Annotated in this window: 27 protein-coding genes; 6 read left to right on the top strand and 21 right to left on the bottom strand. The window is 33.8% G+C overall.

The genetic code is table 11. The features are described from left to right. Window positions 1-16: 16 nt before the first annotated feature. The 3 genes from cbpB to M2M59_RS04200 all read right to left on the bottom strand — a co-directional run bounded on the left by cbpB (window position 17) and on the right by M2M59_RS04200 (window position 2,918). Entirely contained in the window at window positions 17-460 is a 444-nt protein-coding gene (gene cbpB / locus M2M59_RS04210; RefSeq protein ID WP_147194410.1) for a cyclic-di-AMP-binding protein CbpB, read from the bottom strand. Between the two features lie 133 nt (window positions 461-593). After that, the gene (locus M2M59_RS04205; protein WP_066784968.1) at window positions 594-863 is read right to left on the bottom strand and encodes a hypothetical protein; all 270 of its coding nucleotides are present in this window, start codon (window positions 861-863) and stop codon (window positions 594-596) included. Between the two features lie 57 nt (window positions 864-920). Then, entirely contained in the window at window positions 921-2,918 is a 1,998-nt protein-coding gene (locus M2M59_RS04200) for a sensor domain-containing protein (RefSeq protein ID WP_147194415.1), read from the bottom strand. 492 nt (window positions 2,919-3,410) lie between these two features. Between M2M59_RS04200 and M2M59_RS04195 the strand changes: the two genes are divergently transcribed. Further along, a complete protein-coding gene (locus tag M2M59_RS04195; protein ID WP_147194418.1) occupies window positions 3,411-3,884 on the top strand; it encodes a YkyB family protein in 474 nt (157 codons plus the stop codon). Window positions 3,885-3,910: 26 nt separating this feature from the next. Here the strand turns inward: M2M59_RS04195 and M2M59_RS04190 are convergent, their stop codons facing one another. The 4 genes from M2M59_RS04190 to M2M59_RS04175 all read right to left on the bottom strand — a co-directional run bounded on the left by M2M59_RS04190 (window position 3,911) and on the right by M2M59_RS04175 (window position 6,587). Beyond that, window positions 3,911-4,816: a chemotaxis protein gene (locus tag M2M59_RS04190; protein ID WP_147194421.1), complete on the bottom strand. Its 906-nt coding sequence runs from the start codon at window positions 4,814-4,816 to the stop codon at window positions 3,911-3,913. A gap of 134 nt (window positions 4,817-4,950) precedes the next feature. Beyond that, window positions 4,951-5,820 (bottom strand): NAD(P)-dependent oxidoreductase, encoded by an 870-nt coding sequence (locus M2M59_RS04185; protein WP_249775618.1) that lies wholly within the window; start codon window positions 5,818-5,820, stop codon window positions 4,951-4,953. A 311-nt stretch (window positions 5,821-6,131) separates the two neighbouring features. Next, the gene (locus tag M2M59_RS04180) at window positions 6,132-6,323 is read right to left on the bottom strand and encodes an aspartyl-phosphate phosphatase Spo0E family protein (protein WP_147194427.1); all 192 of its coding nucleotides are present in this window, start codon (window positions 6,321-6,323) and stop codon (window positions 6,132-6,134) included. 75 nt (window positions 6,324-6,398) lie between these two features. After that, window positions 6,399-6,587, bottom strand: a complete 189-nt coding sequence (locus M2M59_RS04175; RefSeq protein WP_147194430.1) for a hypothetical protein — start codon at window positions 6,585-6,587, stop codon at window positions 6,399-6,401. A gap of 116 nt (window positions 6,588-6,703) precedes the next feature. Here M2M59_RS04175 and M2M59_RS04170 point away from each other — a divergent pair, with 116 nt between their 5' ends. Continuing rightward, window positions 6,704-6,895 (top strand): YkvS family protein, encoded by a 192-nt coding sequence (locus tag M2M59_RS04170; protein WP_066784945.1) that lies wholly within the window; start codon window positions 6,704-6,706, stop codon window positions 6,893-6,895. Window positions 6,896-7,123: 228 nt separating this feature from the next. On the opposite strand, the gene M2M59_RS04165 is transcribed toward M2M59_RS04170, so the two are convergent. Together M2M59_RS04165 and M2M59_RS04160 are read right to left on the bottom strand one after the other, a co-directional pair. Beyond that, complete coding sequence (locus M2M59_RS04165) at window positions 7,124-7,573, bottom strand: MarR family winged helix-turn-helix transcriptional regulator (RefSeq protein ID WP_147194433.1); 450 nt, start codon at window positions 7,571-7,573, stop codon at window positions 7,124-7,126. 78 nt (window positions 7,574-7,651) lie between these two features. Further along, entirely contained in the window at window positions 7,652-9,127 is a 1,476-nt protein-coding gene (locus M2M59_RS04160; protein WP_147194437.1) for a PAS domain-containing sensor histidine kinase, read from the bottom strand. Window positions 9,128-9,425: 298 nt separating this feature from the next. Between M2M59_RS04160 and M2M59_RS04155 the strand changes: the two genes are divergently transcribed. After that, complete coding sequence (locus M2M59_RS04155) at window positions 9,426-11,186, top strand: B12-binding domain-containing radical SAM protein (RefSeq protein WP_249775617.1); 1,761 nt, start codon at window positions 9,426-9,428, stop codon at window positions 11,184-11,186. Between the two features lie 329 nt (window positions 11,187-11,515). Continuing rightward, window positions 11,516-12,085, top strand: a complete 570-nt coding sequence (locus M2M59_RS04150; RefSeq protein WP_249775616.1) for a hypothetical protein — start codon at window positions 11,516-11,518, stop codon at window positions 12,083-12,085. Window positions 12,086-12,124: 39 nt separating this feature from the next. On the opposite strand, the gene M2M59_RS04145 is transcribed toward M2M59_RS04150, so the two are convergent. The 5 genes from M2M59_RS04145 to M2M59_RS04125 all read right to left on the bottom strand — a co-directional run bounded on the left by M2M59_RS04145 (window position 12,125) and on the right by M2M59_RS04125 (window position 14,614). Next, the gene (locus M2M59_RS04145; RefSeq protein WP_249775615.1) at window positions 12,125-12,400 is read right to left on the bottom strand and encodes a YolD-like family protein; all 276 of its coding nucleotides are present in this window, start codon (window positions 12,398-12,400) and stop codon (window positions 12,125-12,127) included. 15 nt (window positions 12,401-12,415) lie between these two features. Beyond that, window positions 12,416-12,799: a YhjD family protein gene (locus M2M59_RS04140; RefSeq protein ID WP_249775614.1), complete on the bottom strand. Its 384-nt coding sequence runs from the start codon at window positions 12,797-12,799 to the stop codon at window positions 12,416-12,418. After that, entirely contained in the window at window positions 12,796-13,017 is a 222-nt protein-coding gene (locus M2M59_RS04135) for a transcriptional regulator (RefSeq protein WP_249775613.1), read from the bottom strand. The genes M2M59_RS04140 and M2M59_RS04135 overlap by 4 nt, the downstream gene beginning before the upstream one ends. Window positions 13,018-13,122: 105 nt before the next feature. Continuing rightward, on the bottom strand, window positions 13,123-14,091 hold the full coding sequence (locus M2M59_RS04130; protein ID WP_249775612.1) for a hypothetical protein: 969 nt from the start codon (window positions 14,089-14,091) through the stop codon (window positions 13,123-13,125). Between the two features lie 16 nt (window positions 14,092-14,107). Then, entirely contained in the window at window positions 14,108-14,614 is a 507-nt protein-coding gene (locus M2M59_RS04125) for a Panacea domain-containing protein (RefSeq protein WP_249775611.1), read from the bottom strand. A 306-nt stretch (window positions 14,615-14,920) separates the two neighbouring features. On the opposite strand from M2M59_RS04125, the gene M2M59_RS04120 reads away from it, so the two are divergent. Both M2M59_RS04120 and M2M59_RS04115 read left to right on the top strand, forming a co-directional pair. After that, window positions 14,921-15,064 carry a hypothetical protein gene (locus tag M2M59_RS04120; protein WP_249775610.1) on the top strand — a complete coding sequence of 48 codons (144 nt, stop codon included), beginning with the start codon at window positions 14,921-14,923 and terminating at the stop codon, window positions 15,062-15,064. Between the two features lie 237 nt (window positions 15,065-15,301). Further along, window positions 15,302-15,487, top strand: a complete 186-nt coding sequence (locus M2M59_RS04115) for a hypothetical protein (protein ID WP_066790733.1) — start codon at window positions 15,302-15,304, stop codon at window positions 15,485-15,487. Window positions 15,488-15,556: 69 nt separating this feature from the next. Here M2M59_RS04115 and M2M59_RS04110 read toward each other — a convergent pair whose 3' ends face one another. The 7 genes from M2M59_RS04110 to M2M59_RS04080 form a co-directional block, all read right to left on the bottom strand. After that, window positions 15,557-16,402 carry a GH25 family lysozyme gene (locus M2M59_RS04110; RefSeq protein ID WP_249775609.1) on the bottom strand — a complete coding sequence of 282 codons (846 nt, stop codon included), beginning with the start codon at window positions 16,400-16,402 and terminating at the stop codon, window positions 15,557-15,559. 2 nt (window positions 16,403-16,404) lie between these two features. Further along, a complete protein-coding gene (locus M2M59_RS04105; protein ID WP_150283807.1) occupies window positions 16,405-16,800 on the bottom strand; it encodes a phage holin family protein in 396 nt (131 codons plus the stop codon). A gap of 90 nt (window positions 16,801-16,890) precedes the next feature. After that, the gene (locus M2M59_RS04100) at window positions 16,891-17,085 is read right to left on the bottom strand and encodes a hypothetical protein (RefSeq protein ID WP_249775608.1); all 195 of its coding nucleotides are present in this window, start codon (window positions 17,083-17,085) and stop codon (window positions 16,891-16,893) included. A gap of 137 nt (window positions 17,086-17,222) precedes the next feature. Then, the gene (locus M2M59_RS04095; protein ID WP_249775607.1) at window positions 17,223-17,498 is read right to left on the bottom strand and encodes a hypothetical protein; all 276 of its coding nucleotides are present in this window, start codon (window positions 17,496-17,498) and stop codon (window positions 17,223-17,225) included. A gap of 218 nt (window positions 17,499-17,716) precedes the next feature. After that, window positions 17,717-18,007, bottom strand: a complete 291-nt coding sequence (locus tag M2M59_RS04090; RefSeq protein ID WP_249775606.1) for a hypothetical protein — start codon at window positions 18,005-18,007, stop codon at window positions 17,717-17,719. 137 nt (window positions 18,008-18,144) lie between these two features. Beyond that, window positions 18,145-18,282 (bottom strand): XkdX family protein, encoded by a 138-nt coding sequence (locus M2M59_RS04085; protein ID WP_249775605.1) that lies wholly within the window; start codon window positions 18,280-18,282, stop codon window positions 18,145-18,147. A gap of 1 nt (window position 18,283) precedes the next feature. After that, window positions 18,284-18,577, bottom strand: a complete 294-nt coding sequence (locus M2M59_RS04080; RefSeq protein ID WP_249775604.1) for a hypothetical protein — start codon at window positions 18,575-18,577, stop codon at window positions 18,284-18,286. Window positions 18,578-18,587: the final 10 nt, after the last annotated feature.

Below are 18,587 nucleotides of genomic sequence, written 5' to 3'. Positions count from 1 at the left end.
GAGCCTTTCTATTACTCTAGCTATTCGGTTGATAGATATGTTTTTTTAATTGTTTTAAAATAACACGTCTTGTCATAATACCAACAAATGTTGAGTCATCATCTACAACACATAAAAAAGCATGGTTAATGACTAAATCTAATGCTTTTTGGAATTTATCATTAATATTTAACATGGCAACATCAGCATCCATGATGTCATTTACTTTTATTGTATCTAATTTTTCAAATTCAATGTGATCGAGACCTAAAATAGATTCAGTAATCATGCGCATACTAAGCAACCCCTGTAAACGATAATCCATATCCAGTACAGGGATAGAAGAATATCCTGTCTTTGTCAACACGAGTAAAGCATGCTCTGCGCTATTGCCTAATTGGACATGGGCAACTTTATCAGAAGGTATAATTAAATCTGCAATCGGCGCTTCAAGGAATTCTCTGCTACTTGTCGAAATCATAGTATTCTACTCCTTACTTGTTCATAAAGTGAACAATTAAAACTACAATTTCATCTTACCATATATTATTCAAAGATTTCCATTAATGACCGAAAAAGCGTATACATTTTTCAAAAGTTACCCTGCCCCTATTTTAACGATATGCCAAGATATTATAAAAGACAACAAAGGTAATAAATATCCCCGCGATCAAATAGCACCAAATAATGGGATTCAACATTGTCGGGTGATTTTCCACCGTCTCAGAATAATTTTGATCCTCTACAGTTGATTGAGCTGCTTGTTTTTTTGCAATGCCCATAGTCCAAAATAATGCTATACCTGCAATAAGAACGCAAACAATAATTAATGGCCATGTCAGTTCACCCGTGAAATTCAAGAAAAAACCTTCTTTCTTTTTCATGTAGTATGAAACATCTCCGATTAATTAATGCATGGAATATGACTTAAAAATTCCTTATCACTTTTTTAAAGGAATTTCCTTCATTAGCTCATAAATCGGCAACGGTTTGCTGAAGAGAAATCCTTGAGCCTTTTTACATTGCTGCTTTTTTAAGAAACCAACGTGTTCTTCTTTTTCTACACCTTCTGCTATGACATCTAAGCCTAGATTATGAGCGAGATGGATAATGGTTTGAGCAATAGCCTTGTCTTTTTCATCTGTATCCATATCACGGATAAAAGATTGATCAATTTTTATAATATCAATTGGGTACCTTTTAATATAGCTTAATGAGGAATAGCCTGTTCCAAAATCGTCAACTGAAATAATCAGCCCCATACTCTTTAGTTGTTTTAGAATCTTCATCGTATCTTCTGCATCCGTCATAGAGCTCTCTGTGATTTCGAGTTCTAACAGAGATGGTTCAATTTCATACTTTTCTAAAAAATAAAGAATCTTGGATGCTAACTGATCTTCGCGAAATTGTTTTGGCGAAATGTTGACTGCAATTCGGATATTAGAGATACCTTGTACTTTCCATTCATATAATTGCTTACATGCTTCCTCCAGTACCCAATTACCTATATCTACGATAAGCTCTGACTCTTCTGCGAGTGGTATAAAAACACCAGGTGAAACAAAACCAAATTTCGGATTTTGCCAGCGCAACAATGCCTCGAAACTTGTAATGGTTTCTGTTTCTAAATCTATTTGCGGTTGGTAATACACCATTAATTCATTTTTTTCAATGGCTCTGCGCAGATGAGCTTCCATGAGAGCTGTGTTTTCGAGTTGATTTTTCATTTTGCTTTGGTAAAAACGATATGAAGATCGTCCTTTTTCTTTAGCATATAATAAAGCTTGATTTGCTTTTTGCAAGAGCTCCTCAATAGAAGCCCCATCATCAGGAAAATAGGTTATACCAATAGAAGCTGTTGTAGCTAATTCAGAATCCTCGATAAGAAACGGTTTTTTCATACTGTAGATGATATCCGCAGCCACTTGCTGTACTTGCTCTTTTTGAACATTTTGCAGGACAGCAACAAAATTATCGCCATTCAACCGATAAATTGATCCTATACTCTTGGTTATCTGAGAAACACGTTCAATAGCTGCGTTGATTATCATATCGCCTGCAGCAGTCCCATACGTTTTATTGACCCTTTTAAAGCGGTCGAGATCAATGGACAATATGGCTGATTTTTGATTCGTTCTCATCGAGTCTTTTATAATTTCCTTAAAATGTACGCTTAGCGCCTTACGATTCCATGAACCTGTCAGTTGGTCATGATAGGTAAAATAACTCGTGTCGCTTTCACATTCACGAGAAGGCGTTATATCACGCAATATTAGAAGGATTTTAGAGACTTTTTGCTCTGTTAGCATTGGAATACTTTTTATAAAAACAATAACAGATTTTCCTTCTATTGTTTTAAGGCCTATATCCGCTAACTCAATACTCTTTTGAGAAGAGATTGTTTCATCTATAAGCTTTTGTATCTCTTCCCTTGCAAATAGACTCACATATTTGTCTATTTGCAGGTTTGCCCCAACAAATCCAAATTTGCCATTTGCCGCAGCATTGCTATGAAGAATATTGCCTTCTTTATCCACTACTAAAATAGGGTCGAAATTTTGTTCAAGTAATTCAAGAAACGCTGGATCTTGTGGATGCTTATGTATTGTACAGTAATAGAATTGATCTTCGGAAACCGTCTCTTCCGTAACAGTTAATAAGTGTTCTAGATTCTCAAAAGCTGCCGTCTCATTAGCGCACACTGTTAGAATCATTGTTTTCAAATGTTGCCAAATTACGCTTGGCAAATAACGGTGAGCTAACTCTGTTTTGGGAAAGTGGAGCACTCCAAATTCATTTTGTGCCATGTCATTAGCATACATTATAGAGTACTGTTCGTTAGATTTACGAATAAGGACAGAAAGACCACTCTGTTCTATACTGCTATATTGATTTACTATATATTGCAAAGACTTTTGGTCTAAAGTTGTTTTTTTCATTTAGCGCCTCCACAAAAAGGTGTACTTTAGACTATCATAATAGATTTCAAAAGAATTATATAGATTAAAAACAAAAATTTTTTGAATTTAATGAACCCTTTTTACCTATTTTCCATAAAAAGTCGCATTCAAAAAATAATTAATAATCCCTACTATGCGTTTAGTCCCATTTCGCTTCCTTCATTTATTATTTTCACTCTGTTTTTTGTTAAGAGGTTTATAGCATGCTTATTTGGGATAAAAGAGATAATTAGAAAGTATATTCTTCTGTATATACAGATATAATTGATTGGTATTATAATAGAAAAAGTAAGACCTCATCATGTTGTTTTAAGGTTTTGGAGGCAGTTATATTTCCGCTCGGGGCTATCTTGCACCCGTGTAATATGCGCCAAATCATTCTATTATCTTGTATGAGAAGTGTTTTTTCTTTTGTTTCCATACTATTCCTTTATATTGAAATTATTTTTTTAGCAGAAAGGTAGGAATACGATGAGCAATCGCCCCCACAATGGAGATATAGCTACAGCGATTTATATAGTTAATAAACATGCAAAAACTGCCCCTGATAATAAAACTCTTTATACATTAAAGCGATTAGCCCTCGATAAGATGATTAAGATGGGATGCGCAAAAAAAATAGGACTTCAATTCGTCAAAAGACCACGGTTTAGCCAACAGCAGTCCGCTGTGGTCATTCAATGTTCTGATTACTATTTCCACTCATTGCCGAAGAAAGAAGACTTCAAGGAATTGCCTCATTTAGGTCACTTAGATGAGAATTATCGAAACCCTAGACGTAGTATGAGTCTAAGCAAGGCAAAACAAATATTGACTAACTTCCTTGAGCCGGAAGCTTCTCCATCTTCTATCCCTAAACGAAAAAAAAGAACTCCTCGAAGCATTTACGAGGAGAACAGAAAAAAAGGACTTTACCAAATGAACAGCTATTTTTATGGCCATTAAAAAAACCGGAGAATTCTCTCCGGTTTTTATAATACATATTGATCGATTTTTAAAATTAAATCAGCTATTTCTGGCTTGCTGATTTGGTCTTCAGCTCCCACTTTTTCTCCTTTATGTCTCAAATCATCTGTTATAAGGCTTGAAAAAATGATGACAGGCAATTTGCTTAATACAGGATGAGATTTCACCTGTTTTGTTAAATGATGCCCATCCATTTGCGGCATTTCAATATCTGTTACCATCAATTGGACATATTCGCTAATATCATCTGTTTTTTCCGCAATGCTTAACAAATATTCTAATGCATCTTTTCCATTCTCAAAAAATTCGACATTCGCATAGCCAGCCTCTTCCATCGTATCGTGCAGGAGTTTACGTAAAAGTGGTGAATCTTCTGCAATCACGATTTTCTTTTCAGAGCGGCTTCGTTGTCCTAACTTTTTAATGGAAGACACATTAATACCGGAGTCAGGATTGATATCTACCATAATCTTTTCAAAATCAAGCAATAATAGCATTACATCATTTTGCTTGATGACACCGATGACTTGTGAATTTCCCCCTTGATACATATCTGACGGCTTTTCTATAAGATCCCATGAGATACGGTGGATTTGCGTTACATTATCTACATGAAAGACAACTCGTTGTCTATTAAACTCAGCTACAATATACTTATGCTGTTCGCTATAAGGCGTATTGGACAATCCCAAAACCTTTTTCATATCAACAACCGGCAAAACCTCACCGCGCAATTGGATAATGCCTTCTACATGTGGGTGTGCATGCGGAATAAAAGTAACAGGTATAGGTTGAATTATCTCTTTTACTTTAATAACATTAATACCGAATTTGTTTGTCCCCATTTGGAACTCAACTATTTCAAGCTCATTTGTACCGCTCTCAAGCAAAATACCTTTATTTTCATTCATCTGAGCTAATACCTCCTACAATTCTCCCATAATTACCCCAATTGTATCATATTACATCATTTGCATATAGAAGAATTATTGACAATAAGTAGTCAATTTTTGCATTAACATCAAACCACGTAGCTCAAAAGTAACTAACTTTTATAATAATCAACTAATGCTTGAGTACCTAAATCATCATATCCCTTTTGCGATAACTCCTCGTACATTCCTTTTGCAAGAGATAGACCCGGCAATTGGAGTCCCATCATTTCTGCTTCTTTTAAGGCAATGCCCATATCCTTGATGAAGTGTTTAATATAAAATCCTGGTTCTAGGTCTCCCTTAACAATACGTGGAGCTAAATTGCTTAAAGACCAAGATCCAGCTGCACCGGTTGATATGGATTGAAGTACTGTATTAATGTCGAGCCCTGCTTTTTTGCCATAAACGATTGCTTCACATACACCAATCATATTGCTCGCAATGGCAACTTGGTTGCACATTTTTGTATGCTGTCCCGCTCCAGCCTCTCCTTGATAAATAATATGTTCACCAAATAATTCAAATACAGGTAGTACTTCTTCAAATACATCCTTTTTGCCGCCTACCATGATGGAAAGTGTCCCATTTTTCGCGCCAATGTCTCCACCTGAAACAGGAGCATCCAATGCTTCCATCCCTATAGTCTCAGCATGTTTAGCAATTTTTTTAGCTAGGGTTGGCTGAGATGTAGTCATATCAACTAATCTTGTTCCCTCTTTGCTCATTTTAAAAATACCGTTTTCTCCAAAATAAACTTCTTCCACATCCTGCGGATAGCCTACCATCGTGAAAACAATTTCGGTATTTTCCGCTGCTTCGCCTGGACTTTCAAACCAGCTTGCCCCTAGTTCGATTAAAGCTTCCGCTTTTGCTTTTGTTCGCGTATAAATATGTACTGTATGTCCTGCTTTTAATAAATGCATGGCGATACTTGATCCCATTACACCAGTTCCAATAAAGCCAATGGTCCATTTTTTCATATTATGACTCCCCCTTATTATTGTTGTGTTCATTATATCAGAATTTTCATTCCTCTTTATTATACAAGAACTTTCTTAGTACAAAAAAAGAGCAGATACGTAAAGTACCTGCTAAAGAAAGGGGGAAATGAGATTGTTGCTGTGTTCTTTATTATTATTCCACGCTACAACAAATTCTAAACCACCTTGTGTAAATTTTTTTATATAGTGTAAGTAGATAGCCAAAAGTATTACCAAGGCTTATTGTGTCTTTCATTTGCTGGAAGTAAATAAATCTACAAAAAAAGATAACTCCTAATAGGAGTTATCCTTTAAAATTTCACTAAATCTTCATCCTTAGGATAATCTTGTTCATGCTCTTGTTCTTGCTGATAAGTGTTTAGTAAATGATCTAACTTTTTACTTAAGCGGATGGTTTCAATATTAGAAAATCCCTTCTCGATACCTGATTGAATCATTTTTTCACGTGTATTTTCTAATTTTTTTAAAATGGACTCAGACATCCACCATCCTCCTCTCAGTAAAGTATTGTTTTTCTTATCCTATTGCAGATGTAGCTTGTCTTATGAAATTCTATTTTAACTTCGTGGTTCTTTCAAGTAAACATAGATTATATCTCCACCTTGTTTGGCGATCCCTTGAAAATGCTTAAAGTCTTCTCTTTTAATTAATTCTTCTCTCAGTTGATAAAATTCATGTTTATCTACTTTTAATTCTTGAATGTTTCCATTTTTTAAATCGTCTAACTTTTGTATGTAATTGTTCATATTCGCAACTCCCTTTACGTATAATATCAAAAATCTACATAAAATGGTTTTCACTTTACGAAATAACTATTTTAAGGCAAACTGTAAAGTAACTAAAGTTAAAGGGGCTGGTACTTATGAAAATAGCTGAAATTGGTAATGTCATTGAATTCGGAAATGGACTACAGGGAATTGTCGAGAAAGTGAATGAGAATTCTGTGATCGTGAATCTAACGTATATGGAGAATTTCAATTCACTTGAGATTGAAGAAAAAACTGTTGTTAACCATAAACGCTATAAAATATTAGCAGCTGCTAATAACAATTAATATAACGCATTACATATTCTTCAACCATGTTGTCTCTACGAATACCAAACATTTTGTGCTGCTCTATAAGAGCGGCATTTTTTATTAAACAACCTATAAATACTTCTATTGTCTGTTTGTCTTTTTACGTTTAGCATTTTCCCTAGATCCTCTTTATACTGTAATGCCCTCTATTATTATGACAAAAAGAGCGATGTATGTGTCTTACATCACACCACTCTTTTGATCTTAATAAGACAAATCTTTAATTGAGAGCCCTAGTTTTTTTAATAAATCAATCGCTAGGTCTTTTTCTTCCCCAGTCAATACACTTGTAATTTCATGCAATTGTTGTTCATGCTTAGGAAACAGCTCGTCCATAAACTCAGTACCTAGGGGTGTAATTTCAGCATATGTTATGCGCCGATCAGATGGACATGATACGCGCGTTAAGTAACCTCTTTTTTCTAATTTATCAACAACATAAGTGATTGACCCACTAGCCAGTAAAATCTTATTTCCTATTTTTTGAAGGGGCTGTCTTCCTTTATGGTAAAGTAATTCCAACACAGCGAATTCTGTAGGATTTAATCCATTCTCCTGGAAGAATTGGTTTGTGCACTCATTTATAGCTTTTGTTGCCCTCGAAAGTACAATAAAGAGTTTCAATGACTGCTTTATTTCATCTTGTGTTGCCATTCTTGTTCATCCCTTATAATAAATCTTGATTTTAAGATATTATACCGCTGTGGTTAATACTTTGTCAAAAGGGTGATGTTATACAGAATAAAAGCAATCGCTCTGTTCTGTAAGATCAGCGAAGTCTATTTCCAAGCTTTTTTCTGCCACCATCTCTCTTTGTTTTTGGATTACAAGTGGAAAATCAATACTGAATATCGTGCCCTCTCCTACTTTGCTTGTGGCTGTGATTTTACCATTATGTTCTTCAACAGTTTTCGCCACAAAAGCAAGGCCTAATCCAGTACCTTCTGATTTAGTAGTGTAGAAGGGAGTAAAGATATTTTCCAAATCGTTTTCAGACATACCTGTACCACTATCTTCAATCGAGATGGTCACTTTATCGTAATACTTGATTTGTTGTCGAATGACAATCTTGCCACCTGAAGGCATAACCTCAAAAGCATTCTTTAATAAATTGATTAGCACCTGCTTCAGTTTGTGGCTATTCCCTAAAATTAAATCTTCTTGATAAAGGTTTTTCTCATATTCTATCTCTACATGCTGCATAATTGATTGGGGCTGCATCAGCTCAATCGTCTCTTCCATTAACTCGCTAAATGAGAAAATATTCATCTCATAGCCACCTGGCTTGGATAAATCTAAGAATTCATTTACAATATTTTCGATACGCTCGATTTCTCTGTCCAAAACAGATAAATAACGCTTATTTTCACCTGTGGCTGTCATTTTCATTAAATCTGTAAAACCCTTTAATGTTGTCATAGGGTTTTTAATTTCATGTGCGATACTTGCTGCCATCTCACCGACCATTTGAAGTGTTTGCTGGTGTTCCAGCCGATTCATCATCATAATTCTTTCCGTTTCATCGCGAATAATTGTTAAATGAATATCATCCTGGCTGTCATAATTGCTCAATAACTGTATATAGCGCGTGCCCTCTTTCATTGGCACTTGAACGGTTAATTCTCCCTTGCCCGTTTCTTTTAAAGAACAGAAGAATTTATGGATATTATACCCTTCATTAGGGAATAACTTCCACAAAATAGAGATATCTTGTCCAATGATACTATGCAGGGAAACATTTAATAATTTGGCGGCCATTTCATTCATCTCAACAATTCGCTTATCAGCATCAGTTAAGAGAAGACCACTCTCAGATTGGTCAAAAACACGTCGGAACTTTTTCTCAACGGCGAGATGCTTATCAACTTTACTAGTAACCTCCGAGTAGTGGAAGCATAGTAAAATCCAATCGTATACATCTGAATAGCAGCTCGTTACTTTCATATCCTCTATTTTAGAGTTTAAGGTGTTAATAGACATCTTCTCAGTTGTATACGAACGAGTTTTAGTATTTTCAACAATCTTCTTCCATACATCGTAGGAATCTTCGCTTAGCCAATTTTTTATATCAATATCTTCTTCTACTTGTAAGTGTTCTTTGGCCAATTCATTAGCAAATAAAATATGGAATCTGTGGTCAACAATTATAATTGGTTCTTCACATTCTTGAAATGTAAAATCAAAATTACTGAAAAATCGTTGCGGCATTAACTAATCACCAATCCCTTCTTTTTATCATTCTATGAATTTCGCCAATAAATTATGACATCAAATTAGCACTAAATAAGATGAAACTCTACTAAATAGGAGTTTTAATGTCCTAAATTACCTCCGTCCGAAATTAAATTATTAATATTCAGATTATTTCATATAAATCAAATTCTATAAATAGGACTTTTTACTTTAAATTTTTTTGTATAATTACGCTAGTATCTTTATCTTAAAACAACTCTGTTAAATATACAAGATATTTCCACTCGACAAATTAGCTAAAAGGAGATTCCCTATGAATATTGTTCTTGCAACACTAAATGCCAAATATATCCACACTAATCTCGCTATCAGATATTTAAAAGCTTATGCCCAGCCTGACTTCAACCCAGTTCTTGCAGAGTATACGATTAAAGACCCTACTTTTAATATCGTATCTGATCTCTATCGAAAATCTCCAGATATCCTCGGATTCAGTTGTTATATCTGGAATATTGAAGAAACAATCAAAGTAATACAAATGGTGAAGAAAGTCAGCCCTCATACGAAAATTGTCCTAGGAGGCCCAGAAGTAAGTTATGATGTCCATGTTTGGCTCAAGCGTTTAAAAGAGGATGTTGACTGCATTATTATGGGCGAAGGTGAGCATTCTTTTAAACAACTACTTCATTATTACCATGGACAAATTCCTCTTTCTGAAGTGCCAGGCATCGCTTTTTTAAAAGAGGATAAGGTTGAAATACATCAAGCGGCACAAAAAGTTGATTTGCGTGAAATGCCTAGCCCTTATCGTTTTGAAGAAGATCTTCCCCATCTATCAAAGCGTATTGCCTATATTGAGACTAGTCGTGGCTGTCCTTTTAACTGCCAATTTTGCCTTTCTTCTATAGAAGTTGGTGTTCGCTACTTTAACCGCGAAAAAATAAAAGAAGATATACGATATTTGATGAATAACGGCGTCCGGACGATAAAGTTTGTCGATCGTACTTTCAACATTAGCAGAAGCTATGCAATGGAAATGTTCCAGTTTTTAATAGATGAACATCAAGAAGGTGTCGTATTCCAATTTGAAATTACAGCAGATATCATGCGTCCAGAAGTTATTCAATTTTTGAATGACAATGCACCCAAGGGCTTATTCCGCTTTGAAATTGGCGTACAATCGACAAATGACTTAACCAATGACCTAGTGAAGCGAAGACAAAACTTCTCCAAATTAACTCGTACAGTGACAATGGTAAAAGAAGGAGGCAAAATTGATCAACATTTAGATTTAATAGCAGGCCTTCCAGAAGAAGATTATCACAGTTTCCGCCAAACATTTAATGACGTATTTGCTCTACGCCCAGAGGAATTACAGCTAGGTTTCTTAAAGTTATTGCGTGGCACAGGTCTGCGCCTACAAGCGAAACAATACGGCTACGATTATGTGGATGTAGCTCCATATGAAATTGTCGCAAATAATGTGCTAAGCTTTGATGATATGCTTCGGATTAAACAAACCGAGGATATATTAGAGAAATATTGGAATGATCACCGAATTGATTATACGATAGATTATTTGGTCAGTAGCGTCTTTGAAACACCATTTGATTTCTTCCAAGAATTCGGAACCTATTGGGACAACCAAGGCTGGTCACGTATAGGCCACCAGCTTGAAGATTTATTCTTACGCTTGATAGCATTTCTAGAACAGCGCGGAAACGTAAATATGAATATCATTGTAAGTTTGCTGCAGCTAGACTATTTAAAAGCACAGCGTTTCCAGCCTCGTAAACCTTGGTGGAAAAATCAGCTACCTGAAATTAAATCAAAAGATATACTGAAAGAAATACGCTTACACCCTGAAATGGCCGGCAGTGCATTTGCCCAATTCAATGTAGGAGAAAAAGAACTGTATAAGCATACACTGCTTCTGCCTTTCTATATCGATTTAGATTTACTGAATAATAATAATGAGGTCAAAGAGTGCAATGGTTATCTAATGACCTATTTCCGCAAAGATGGAGCTCCGTACTTTGCTTTTATCCGTGAAGAACAAATGGCTTACAGTTAATCATGTATGCAAAAAAAGGGCTCCTCTAAGGAGCCCTTTTTAAAATACTCAAGCTTAATTTATCCATTTACAAACTATCCAATAATAACCCGTATTATAGCTACTCATTTTTACCTGTTCATACATGTTTTTTCTACTTCATATATTAACACTTTTAAATTTTATCCTTCTATTAATATATATAAATTGAATTACTATAGGGGTCAAATAAGGGGTCTAGGTACTTATATAATAGGATTGGCATTTTCTATATTTATTGATTTTATAAAAATTGCTTTTTAGGGATGATATACTTAATTTTACATTAAAGAGATTGGAGGGATATACATATGAAAAAATTCTTGATAGCAACATTGAGCGTTTCATTATTGCTAAGTGCTTGTGGTGTGTCTGTAGAAAATAAAAAAGAAACTACAATAGACGTTAAAGATAATAACATTCTTTCTAAGTATGGCGATGTAAAGGAATATTATAACAAACAGGATTTAAGTTATAAAATTGTTACTGGCCCAATGAAATTAGAAATCACAGGCATTAATGTTGCTGATTTAGCTCCTAATAAAGAGAGTGAATTTATATTTGATAATCTAAAAAAGGCTCATGTTCTTATCTTAAACCTTAATACAAGAAACACTTCTAATAAAGAGGTTTGGTTTAGCGCTGATCACCCTACCCTGGTTACTAATACAGGAGAACAAGTAGATGTTCGAGCTCATGAGATTTCTAAAACTGTAGGTGAAGATTTTAAAGGCAAAGTTTCTAAAGAGGGGCGTGTCGTTTTCTTTTTAGAAAAAGATTTAAAAGATATAAAGAAACTTACTCTTTACTTTGATTCTCCAGTGGATAAAAATAAAGAACCAATCGGTGAAAAGACTAAGATTGTGATCTCTCTGAAATGAAGAAAAAGAGTTACCTTTTATGGTAGCTCTTTTTCAATACTATCCTTCATATGAGTTTACTTTTAAAATATCCAAGAAATGAGCCTTAAATATCTCTCCATACCTTTGAATAGTAATTAACTTTGTATTCGGATCCATCTTAGTAACCTTTCCAACAATCGGTTCATCTTTATTAAATACTGCAAAGCTATACGTTTTGTTTGTATTTAAAGCTTCGTTCAATGTCATTGCTAATTCTTCTAAATCGAATTCGTCACGGTCAGGATGTTTAGCGGATTTTTTAACTCTTTTTGGTTTCGGGAATCCTACAGACATGGTTATCTCTCCTTTTTATTTGTGATAAACCTTCCTATTAACTTCTGCTACTGTTTTATACTCCATATTTAGTAGGCGTTTTATTTCTTCGTTAGTCCAGTTTCTTAACGCCACGTTAAAATACCTATGGTACTCTGTTGCACCACGATATAACACTTCGTAAACGGTTATGAAATCATCTTCTCTTACTTCTTTTTCTATTCTTATTCCCAAAGCACCTAGTTGTCTTTTGACATTCAGTTTTTCTTGTTTTACTTCTTGTATCTTATTTTCAAACCACATATTAAAAGCTCCATGCGATTTAAAACTATCTAAAAACTTACGATCACGCTCTAGTGTCCGTATTGTTAAATCTAGAATGATTTGTTTATGCACTAGATCGCTGTGTTCCCTACTCATACGACTTCTCGTTCTTTTCTAAGGACTGGCATCACTGCAAGAACATTATCGGTAATAAAAGTACGTTTAGCATGCTTAGTGAAGCAAAACGCCTGAAATCTGTCACCAGCAATTTTTATTAGTTTTACTCGACGCTTCGTAATCTCTCCTGTTTGAGAAATGTACATTAAATCAACAAATTGATTATGCTGCATGGCTTTTATTAGCTGCTCTTTCATTTTGACTCCCCCTTAAATTAGAACGTTTGTTTGTTTAATTATAAGGAACGTTTGTTCTTTTTTCAAGCAAATAAAAAAAGACCCTAATGCTCTGGTTGTAATGGCCTAAGAATGCTTGGGTCTTTTTCTTGTGTCATGAAAATATACAAAACTACAAATAGCTATCAAAAAAGCAATTGAAATCACAATAATAAATGCTGTTACATCACCCATTTTACTGAATAACCTGTGATAATCAATAATATAATCAGAAGCGCCTAAAAATGCCACTATAATTAGGAATACAGATAAGAGATATAAGGTAGGATGTTTTCTAGCAATTCCACATTCACATATATCATCTGGACCACATCCGCAACTTTTAAGAGTAAGCGCAGATAATTTAGATATCCCATTTAATAATAAAAATATAATCATAAGAATGGCTAAAACTAAAAAAGCTCCGAAAAATAATAGTTTACCAGTAGAAACATGATTTATATTATTAAAAATACTAGTCAATGCTGACAGTCCACCGAATGCAGCCACTAAGATTGAAGCAAAAACACCTAATATAGCAATAAAGTCTTTTTGAATATTTTTTGCCACATTTGCTTGTTTTTCTGTTTTTTTCTTTAAAATTTTATACTTAGAATCCTGTTCTTCATTAATAAGCTCTAACGATCTTTGAAATATATCTACAGAACCTTCGGCTATCCGAACACTTTCATAAATTTTATATACTTGTACACGTACAAGTTCAATATGGTCGTCAATTTTAAATAAAAAACTCTCCCAGTCATCCTTTTGCTCTTCTGGGTGAAATTGAACAGTTCTTAACAACATAATATTCCTTTGGATAGTTGTCAGATTTTCATCGTGTTGATCTATTTCAAGAAAATTCGTATTAAATAACTCTTGACTTATAACTGAGTAAATTCTAGTTTTACTTAAGAAAACAGTCTTCCAAACTTCAAATATTTCCATTAAGTCCTCATTAATCTCATCGTTATAAATTATCATTTTACTTAATGACTCTTTGAAGTTATTTTTAATTAAACCATTTATCTCTTCCCCTTGTTCTAACGGCAGCATTAGTTATAACCTTCTTTTATAGTTCATTTAAGACTTCTTTGAAATCATCATAGGAATATTCCAATAAATTACCATTATTTTTATTTATGGTTCTTTCTTCTTTTAACCATGGGGTGTGAGAATGGGTTAAATCCACCAATTCAAATGAATTTCTTTTACCATACTCAAAAAGTACTTGATCGACCAAGTCTTTTTCCTTTTCATTAAATTTTGCCAGTTTAGCTTCTTCAAGTGTGATTTTCCCATTTTCCATGCGAAGGGTTGTTGCAGGTTTAGTTATACTTCCTGAACCATTCGAACGGTACTCTCCATATATAGCTCTAATTACTGGACCTAATTTCCATTTCTCGGTTGGTTGTACGTATGGGTATACGCCAAACTCACCGATCCACTTCACTGCAACAAAATACAATAATTTTTGTAGTTTCAGGTGATCTAAGGTTTCTCTCTTTTCGTTAAAAGAACTAATAATATAAGCTGCAACATTTGAAGCGCTATATTTACCATCTTTATTTTTCTTCACAAGAGGTACCCCCTTCTTAAATATGTATTTAAATCCTCAGTAATACAAAATTACATGTACTATTGTATTACTTCTACCCATTATACGAAAAAACATAAAAAAAAGAAATGAAAAGAAATAATATGAAATAATAAGAAACGGTATGAAAATATAAGAAATTATAGTAATACTAAAAAGTCCTTTTTCCATGTAGAAAAAAGGTTTTAATATTTTTAAATATGTTAGAAAATAAAATAATTTGAATTGAGGTATTGATTTATTATATACCATGGTATACAATAAAATTATAGAAAGGAGGTGAACAAAGTGGATTATGATAAGATTTTAGCTTACTTAGTAGCTATCGCAACAATCCTAAACTTGCTTACAAGTTCAGCGAAAAATATAAGCGATATGAAAAGTAAAAAAAAACAAAAGCGACGCCCCTCTCGCAAAGGAAAACGTCGCTAACAATCTACAGAAGGAGGTTAGCCCCTCCTTCTCCCTAATCTTATCATATCCCTTTCATTATGAAAAATATAGGATATGTCGTAGCTTTAGCGTTTGCTTATTACATCTTAACTGATATGGTTAACTGGAAAAATCCAAGTGCTTTTGATTACTCAATGATTATTATTTATTCAATATGTTTAATATTAGTGATTGTAAATATTGTTCTTTATTTCATGAAAAAGAGGTGATTAAATAATGTCTGAAAATAAAACATCGGAAGCACAAAAGCGTGCTACCCAAGCGTACCGTGAAAAGAATCGAGAAAAAACACGTAAACAATCCGCAAAGAGTGCTGCTAAAACATATATCAATAAGTATTGTAGTTTAGAGGATTTAAACGAAGTAAAAACGTGGATTGAAGCACGTGAAAAGGAATTGTAAGATGAATAAAAAAAGACCAGGTGTTCATAAATTAATCGAACCCTGGTCTTGTTTATAATAAATTTGGTATTACTTAACGGTATAGGCTTTTACATACTCACGGTTTGCAGTGACGTAGCCACCGCAAGTAATAAATCTAGGTGTACCATTCTTTGAATGAGCAATGTCGATAATATCTAGTTTAGTGCCTTTCTTATGACGTTTCAGCTCTTTCTTAAACTCTTTATCTTCATACACGCCGACGTCTGTTAGAGAAACTAATCTGTCATATTTCTTTTTGTAATAACCTTGGTTAACTGGCTTTGAAACTGCCTTCACATCTTCTTTGCCAAGAAACCAATCTAAAGATTTTGTGCCATTTAAACGGTTTAAATCAACATTACCAGTAATGCCTGCAATTTTTCCTTTATCCGTATATTGGTGTAAATCACAAGGATAATTAGGTTTAATTACAGAAACACCATCATTTGCATAGCGAGGAATCCATACAAAATCAGCTTTAGAATAGTCTAAGTTGAATGTATTATATAGATGATGAGCTACGTAAATACCCACCTTTTTGGCTCCAAGGCGGCGCAATTCTGCAATAAAAGCATTAGTTCCTGCTCTCATGTCGCCCATTGTTTTAACCTCAACATCAGCAACAAAAAACAACGGTTTTCGTCCGCCAACTGTAGCACGACTATAAAAGTCTCTTGCTTCTACCTTGGCATCTTCAACTGATGTAAAGCGTGTGAAGGCATACACACCGTATGGAACTTTATATTGTTCACATCCTGCGGTATGTGTTTGATATACCATATCTTTTATTGTTGATCCATCTTGCACTCGTAAGATAGCCAAGTCCGTCTCTGTCGCAAATGCTTTGTAATCTACTTTATCTTGCCATTTTGAAATGTCTACAATTTTACCCATAATTATTTATCCCCTTTCATAACTGCAAGTGCTTTTTGGATTGGTTCTGGTACATTGATACCTAACTTAATGCTATTTTCTCCTAGGCTTGTAATTTCGTTCAGAATGAATAGAATAACTACCCCATCTGGAATAACTTCGGACAGGTTAAATCCCTCTTGTCCTAAAACCATATATAAGAGGTTGGCTACCACAATCCAAACCCACATAACGCCCTTTTTTATAATTCCTTGATAACCACGTTTACTAGATAATTGTCCCCAATTGGCAGCCATTCCAGTAATATAGTCGAATACATTTAGTAACAATAAAGTTGTAAGTAACACGCTCCACCCTCCTAAAAAATAGGAAGTAACACCACCAACAATTGAAAGAACTGTTTTTAGAATTTGTTCCATTTCTTCTCCTCATTTCCCCAAAATAAAAGAACCGTAAAAAGGCTCAATTTTCGTATAATAAAAGCCCTCCACTATTGTGGAGGGCTTACTCTACTTCATATTCGCTTGAATATAAATCGAAAAGTCGTCACGTCTAATCAAAGTTCCTATGTTTGCTTCTCCCTCATCTTTCAGCTTTTCTGCTGATTGATAAGTTAAATCAGCTTTACTTTTGGTGCAAAATTGAATTAAAAGTGAGTTTCCTTTCACTTTCTTCAACCGTTTAGATAGTTCTAATTTATTCATAAAAAACGCCCCCTATTTACCTAAATTCGACAAATCGAAGAATTAACCTTTAATATTTTTTTGTTAATTTAGATAAAACCTACATATCCTCTATGCGGGTTGGAGGAAGTATAAAAAAAAATTCAACAGAATGTGTTTTAATTAATTAAAATAACCAAATTTTCAATAATTACCTCTACTTTTCTCACTTGTGAAATATAAAATTCATCACCTTTTGAAACCATTATACATATAAATTCTCTACTATTTCTATAAGCATCTATAAACCATTCTATTGCTGCATCCTTAAAATAAAAATCCAATTCAAGGTCAGTTAAATTGCTTTTTACTTTTTCTTCAACTATTCCTTTAGATTGAAATTCAAAAGAATTATTTTTTGTAAAGATTTTTATTTTATCAAATTCCCTTAACACGGCTCACTCCCTCTCTATACTGATAAAATTCAAAAGAAATGGATATTACCCTTTAACAATTATCCCCTCTTTCATCAAAAATAACGCTTGACTGCGTTTATGTCGTATCATCTTCCTCTAATGTCTTAAACATGGAATTAGCCCCTTCTGACATTTTATCTTTCGGCAATAAAAATACCCTCCACAATGATTGTGGAAGGTATTGAAACAGCAATCTCCTATTGAACTTGCTGTTTTATTAACATAACCTTTTTATCCGAGTCTGTAATAAAAATAGTTTTATAATTTTCCATGTCACTGGTTTCATCACCTTTTGATATTAGCAAACTTGTAATAATATAGTGATTCATATGCAATTTTATGAAATGTTTATATGCGTCATCTCGTTTACTAAAGTTAATTTCAATTGAATTTTCTCTAACGCCAAAATTTCCTTGAGTCTTAAATATACGTTTTTCACCTTGAGCAAGAATATCTATCTTATCAAATTCTTTTAACATATCATCCATATCATCCACTCCCATCTATCTACTTAATTCGACAAAAAAGGAGAAAGTACCTTTATTATATTTGTGGTTGTTTTTGGCAATAAAAATAACGCTAGTCGTTTAACAGCGTTTATGTCGTATCATCTTCCAATTGTTCATTAAGCTGCATATGTTTGATTAGTTATTTGTTGAAACTGTTCTGTTGTAATTTTCCCTTTAACAACAAATACTTTAACTTGATTATCAGTATAAAAACCTGATTTATAAAAGTCTGAAATTGTTTTGAACCAATCCATATTACATCAAACCTCCTTCAACTAGTGCTAATAGCATTTGAGCATTTTGTGCTTTGAGTGATTCAACTTCTTCATTTGTTGTGAGTGGTGCATCATGATACTCATAAAATACATTAGTACCATCAAATTTCATTATAAAATCTTGACCTGCTTGAGGTGTTGCATCTGGAATACTGTCTAACAAGAATCCGGTTTCTTCCAACTCCTCTTTTGTTTTACCAAGTCCGTTTTGTTTGTCGAAAGGTATATTATGAACAAATGTTACAACCCCATTATTAATTTCAATATAAACCATTATTTATTCC

Source organism: Rummeliibacillus sp. G93, from assembly GCF_023515935.1.
GTDB lineage: Bacteria > Bacillota > Bacilli > Bacillales_A > Planococcaceae > Rummeliibacillus > Rummeliibacillus stabekisii.
Note: the sequence above shows the minus strand (reverse complement) of the source record. Positions and strands in the feature narration are given on the sequence as shown.

Bases quoted from the DNA above. Each gene is read 5' to 3' on its own strand.
- M2M59_RS04100 (WP_249775608.1), bottom strand. From the start codon at position 17,085: ATGAATAAATTAGAACTATCTAAACGGTTGAAGAAAGTGAAAGGAAAC.
- M2M59_RS04105 (WP_150283807.1), bottom strand. From the start codon at position 16,800: ATGGAACAAATTCTAAAAACAGTTCTTTCAATTGTTGGTGGTGTTACT.
- M2M59_RS04130 (WP_249775612.1), bottom strand. From the start codon at position 14,091: ATGCTGCCGTTAGAACAAGGGGAAGAGATAAATGGTTTAATTAAAAAT.
- M2M59_RS04170 (WP_066784945.1), top strand. From the start codon at position 6,704: ATGAAAATAGCTGAAATTGGTAATGTCATTGAATTCGGAAATGGACTA.
- M2M59_RS04185 (WP_249775618.1), bottom strand. From the start codon at position 5,820: ATGAAAAAATGGACCATTGGCTTTATTGGAACTGGTGTAATGGGATCA.
- M2M59_RS04180 (WP_147194427.1), bottom strand. From the start codon at position 6,323: ATGTCTGAGTCCATTTTAAAAAAATTAGAAAATACACGTGAAAAAATG.
- M2M59_RS04205 (WP_066784968.1), bottom strand. From the start codon at position 863: ATGAAAAAGAAAGAAGGTTTTTTCTTGAATTTCACGGGTGAACTGACA.
- cbpB (WP_147194410.1), bottom strand. From the start codon at position 460: ATGATTTCGACAAGTAGCAGAGAATTCCTTGAAGCGCCGATTGCAGAT.
- M2M59_RS04165 (WP_147194433.1), bottom strand. From the start codon at position 7,573: ATGGCAACACAAGATGAAATAAAGCAGTCATTGAAACTCTTTATTGTA.
- M2M59_RS04175 (WP_147194430.1), bottom strand. From the start codon at position 6,587: ATGAACAATTACATACAAAAGTTAGACGATTTAAAAAATGGAAACATT.
- M2M59_RS04190 (WP_147194421.1), bottom strand. From the start codon at position 4,816: ATGAATGAAAATAAAGGTATTTTGCTTGAGAGCGGTACAAATGAGCTT.
- M2M59_RS04150 (WP_249775616.1), top strand. From the start codon at position 11,516: ATGAAAAAATTCTTGATAGCAACATTGAGCGTTTCATTATTGCTAAGT.
- M2M59_RS04135 (WP_249775613.1), bottom strand. From the start codon at position 13,017: ATGAAAGAGCAGCTAATAAAAGCCATGCAGCATAATCAATTTGTTGAT.
- M2M59_RS04090 (WP_249775606.1), bottom strand. From the start codon at position 18,007: ATGGATGATATGTTAAAAGAATTTGATAAGATAGATATTCTTGCTCAA.
- M2M59_RS04200 (WP_147194415.1), bottom strand. From the start codon at position 2,918: ATGAAAAAAACAACTTTAGACCAAAAGTCTTTGCAATATATAGTAAAT.
- M2M59_RS04115 (WP_066790733.1), top strand. From the start codon at position 15,302: ATGTCTGAAAATAAAACATCGGAAGCACAAAAGCGTGCTACCCAAGCG.
- M2M59_RS04110 (WP_249775609.1), bottom strand. From the start codon at position 16,402: ATGGGTAAAATTGTAGACATTTCAAAATGGCAAGATAAAGTAGATTAC.
- M2M59_RS04195 (WP_147194418.1), top strand. From the start codon at position 3,411: ATGAGCAATCGCCCCCACAATGGAGATATAGCTACAGCGATTTATATA.
- M2M59_RS04145 (WP_249775615.1), bottom strand. From the start codon at position 12,400: ATGTCTGTAGGATTCCCGAAACCAAAAAGAGTTAAAAAATCCGCTAAA.
- M2M59_RS04080 (WP_249775604.1), bottom strand. From the start codon at position 18,577: ATGGTTTATATTGAAATTAATAATGGGGTTGTAACATTTGTTCATAAT.
- M2M59_RS04085 (WP_249775605.1), bottom strand. From the start codon at position 18,282: ATGGATTGGTTCAAAACAATTTCAGACTTTTATAAATCAGGTTTTTAT.
- M2M59_RS04155 (WP_249775617.1), top strand. From the start codon at position 9,426: ATGAATATTGTTCTTGCAACACTAAATGCCAAATATATCCACACTAAT.
- M2M59_RS04140 (WP_249775614.1), bottom strand. From the start codon at position 12,799: ATGAGTAGGGAACACAGCGATCTAGTGCATAAACAAATCATTCTAGAT.
- M2M59_RS04160 (WP_147194437.1), bottom strand. From the start codon at position 9,127: ATGCCGCAACGATTTTTCAGTAATTTTGATTTTACATTTCAAGAATGT.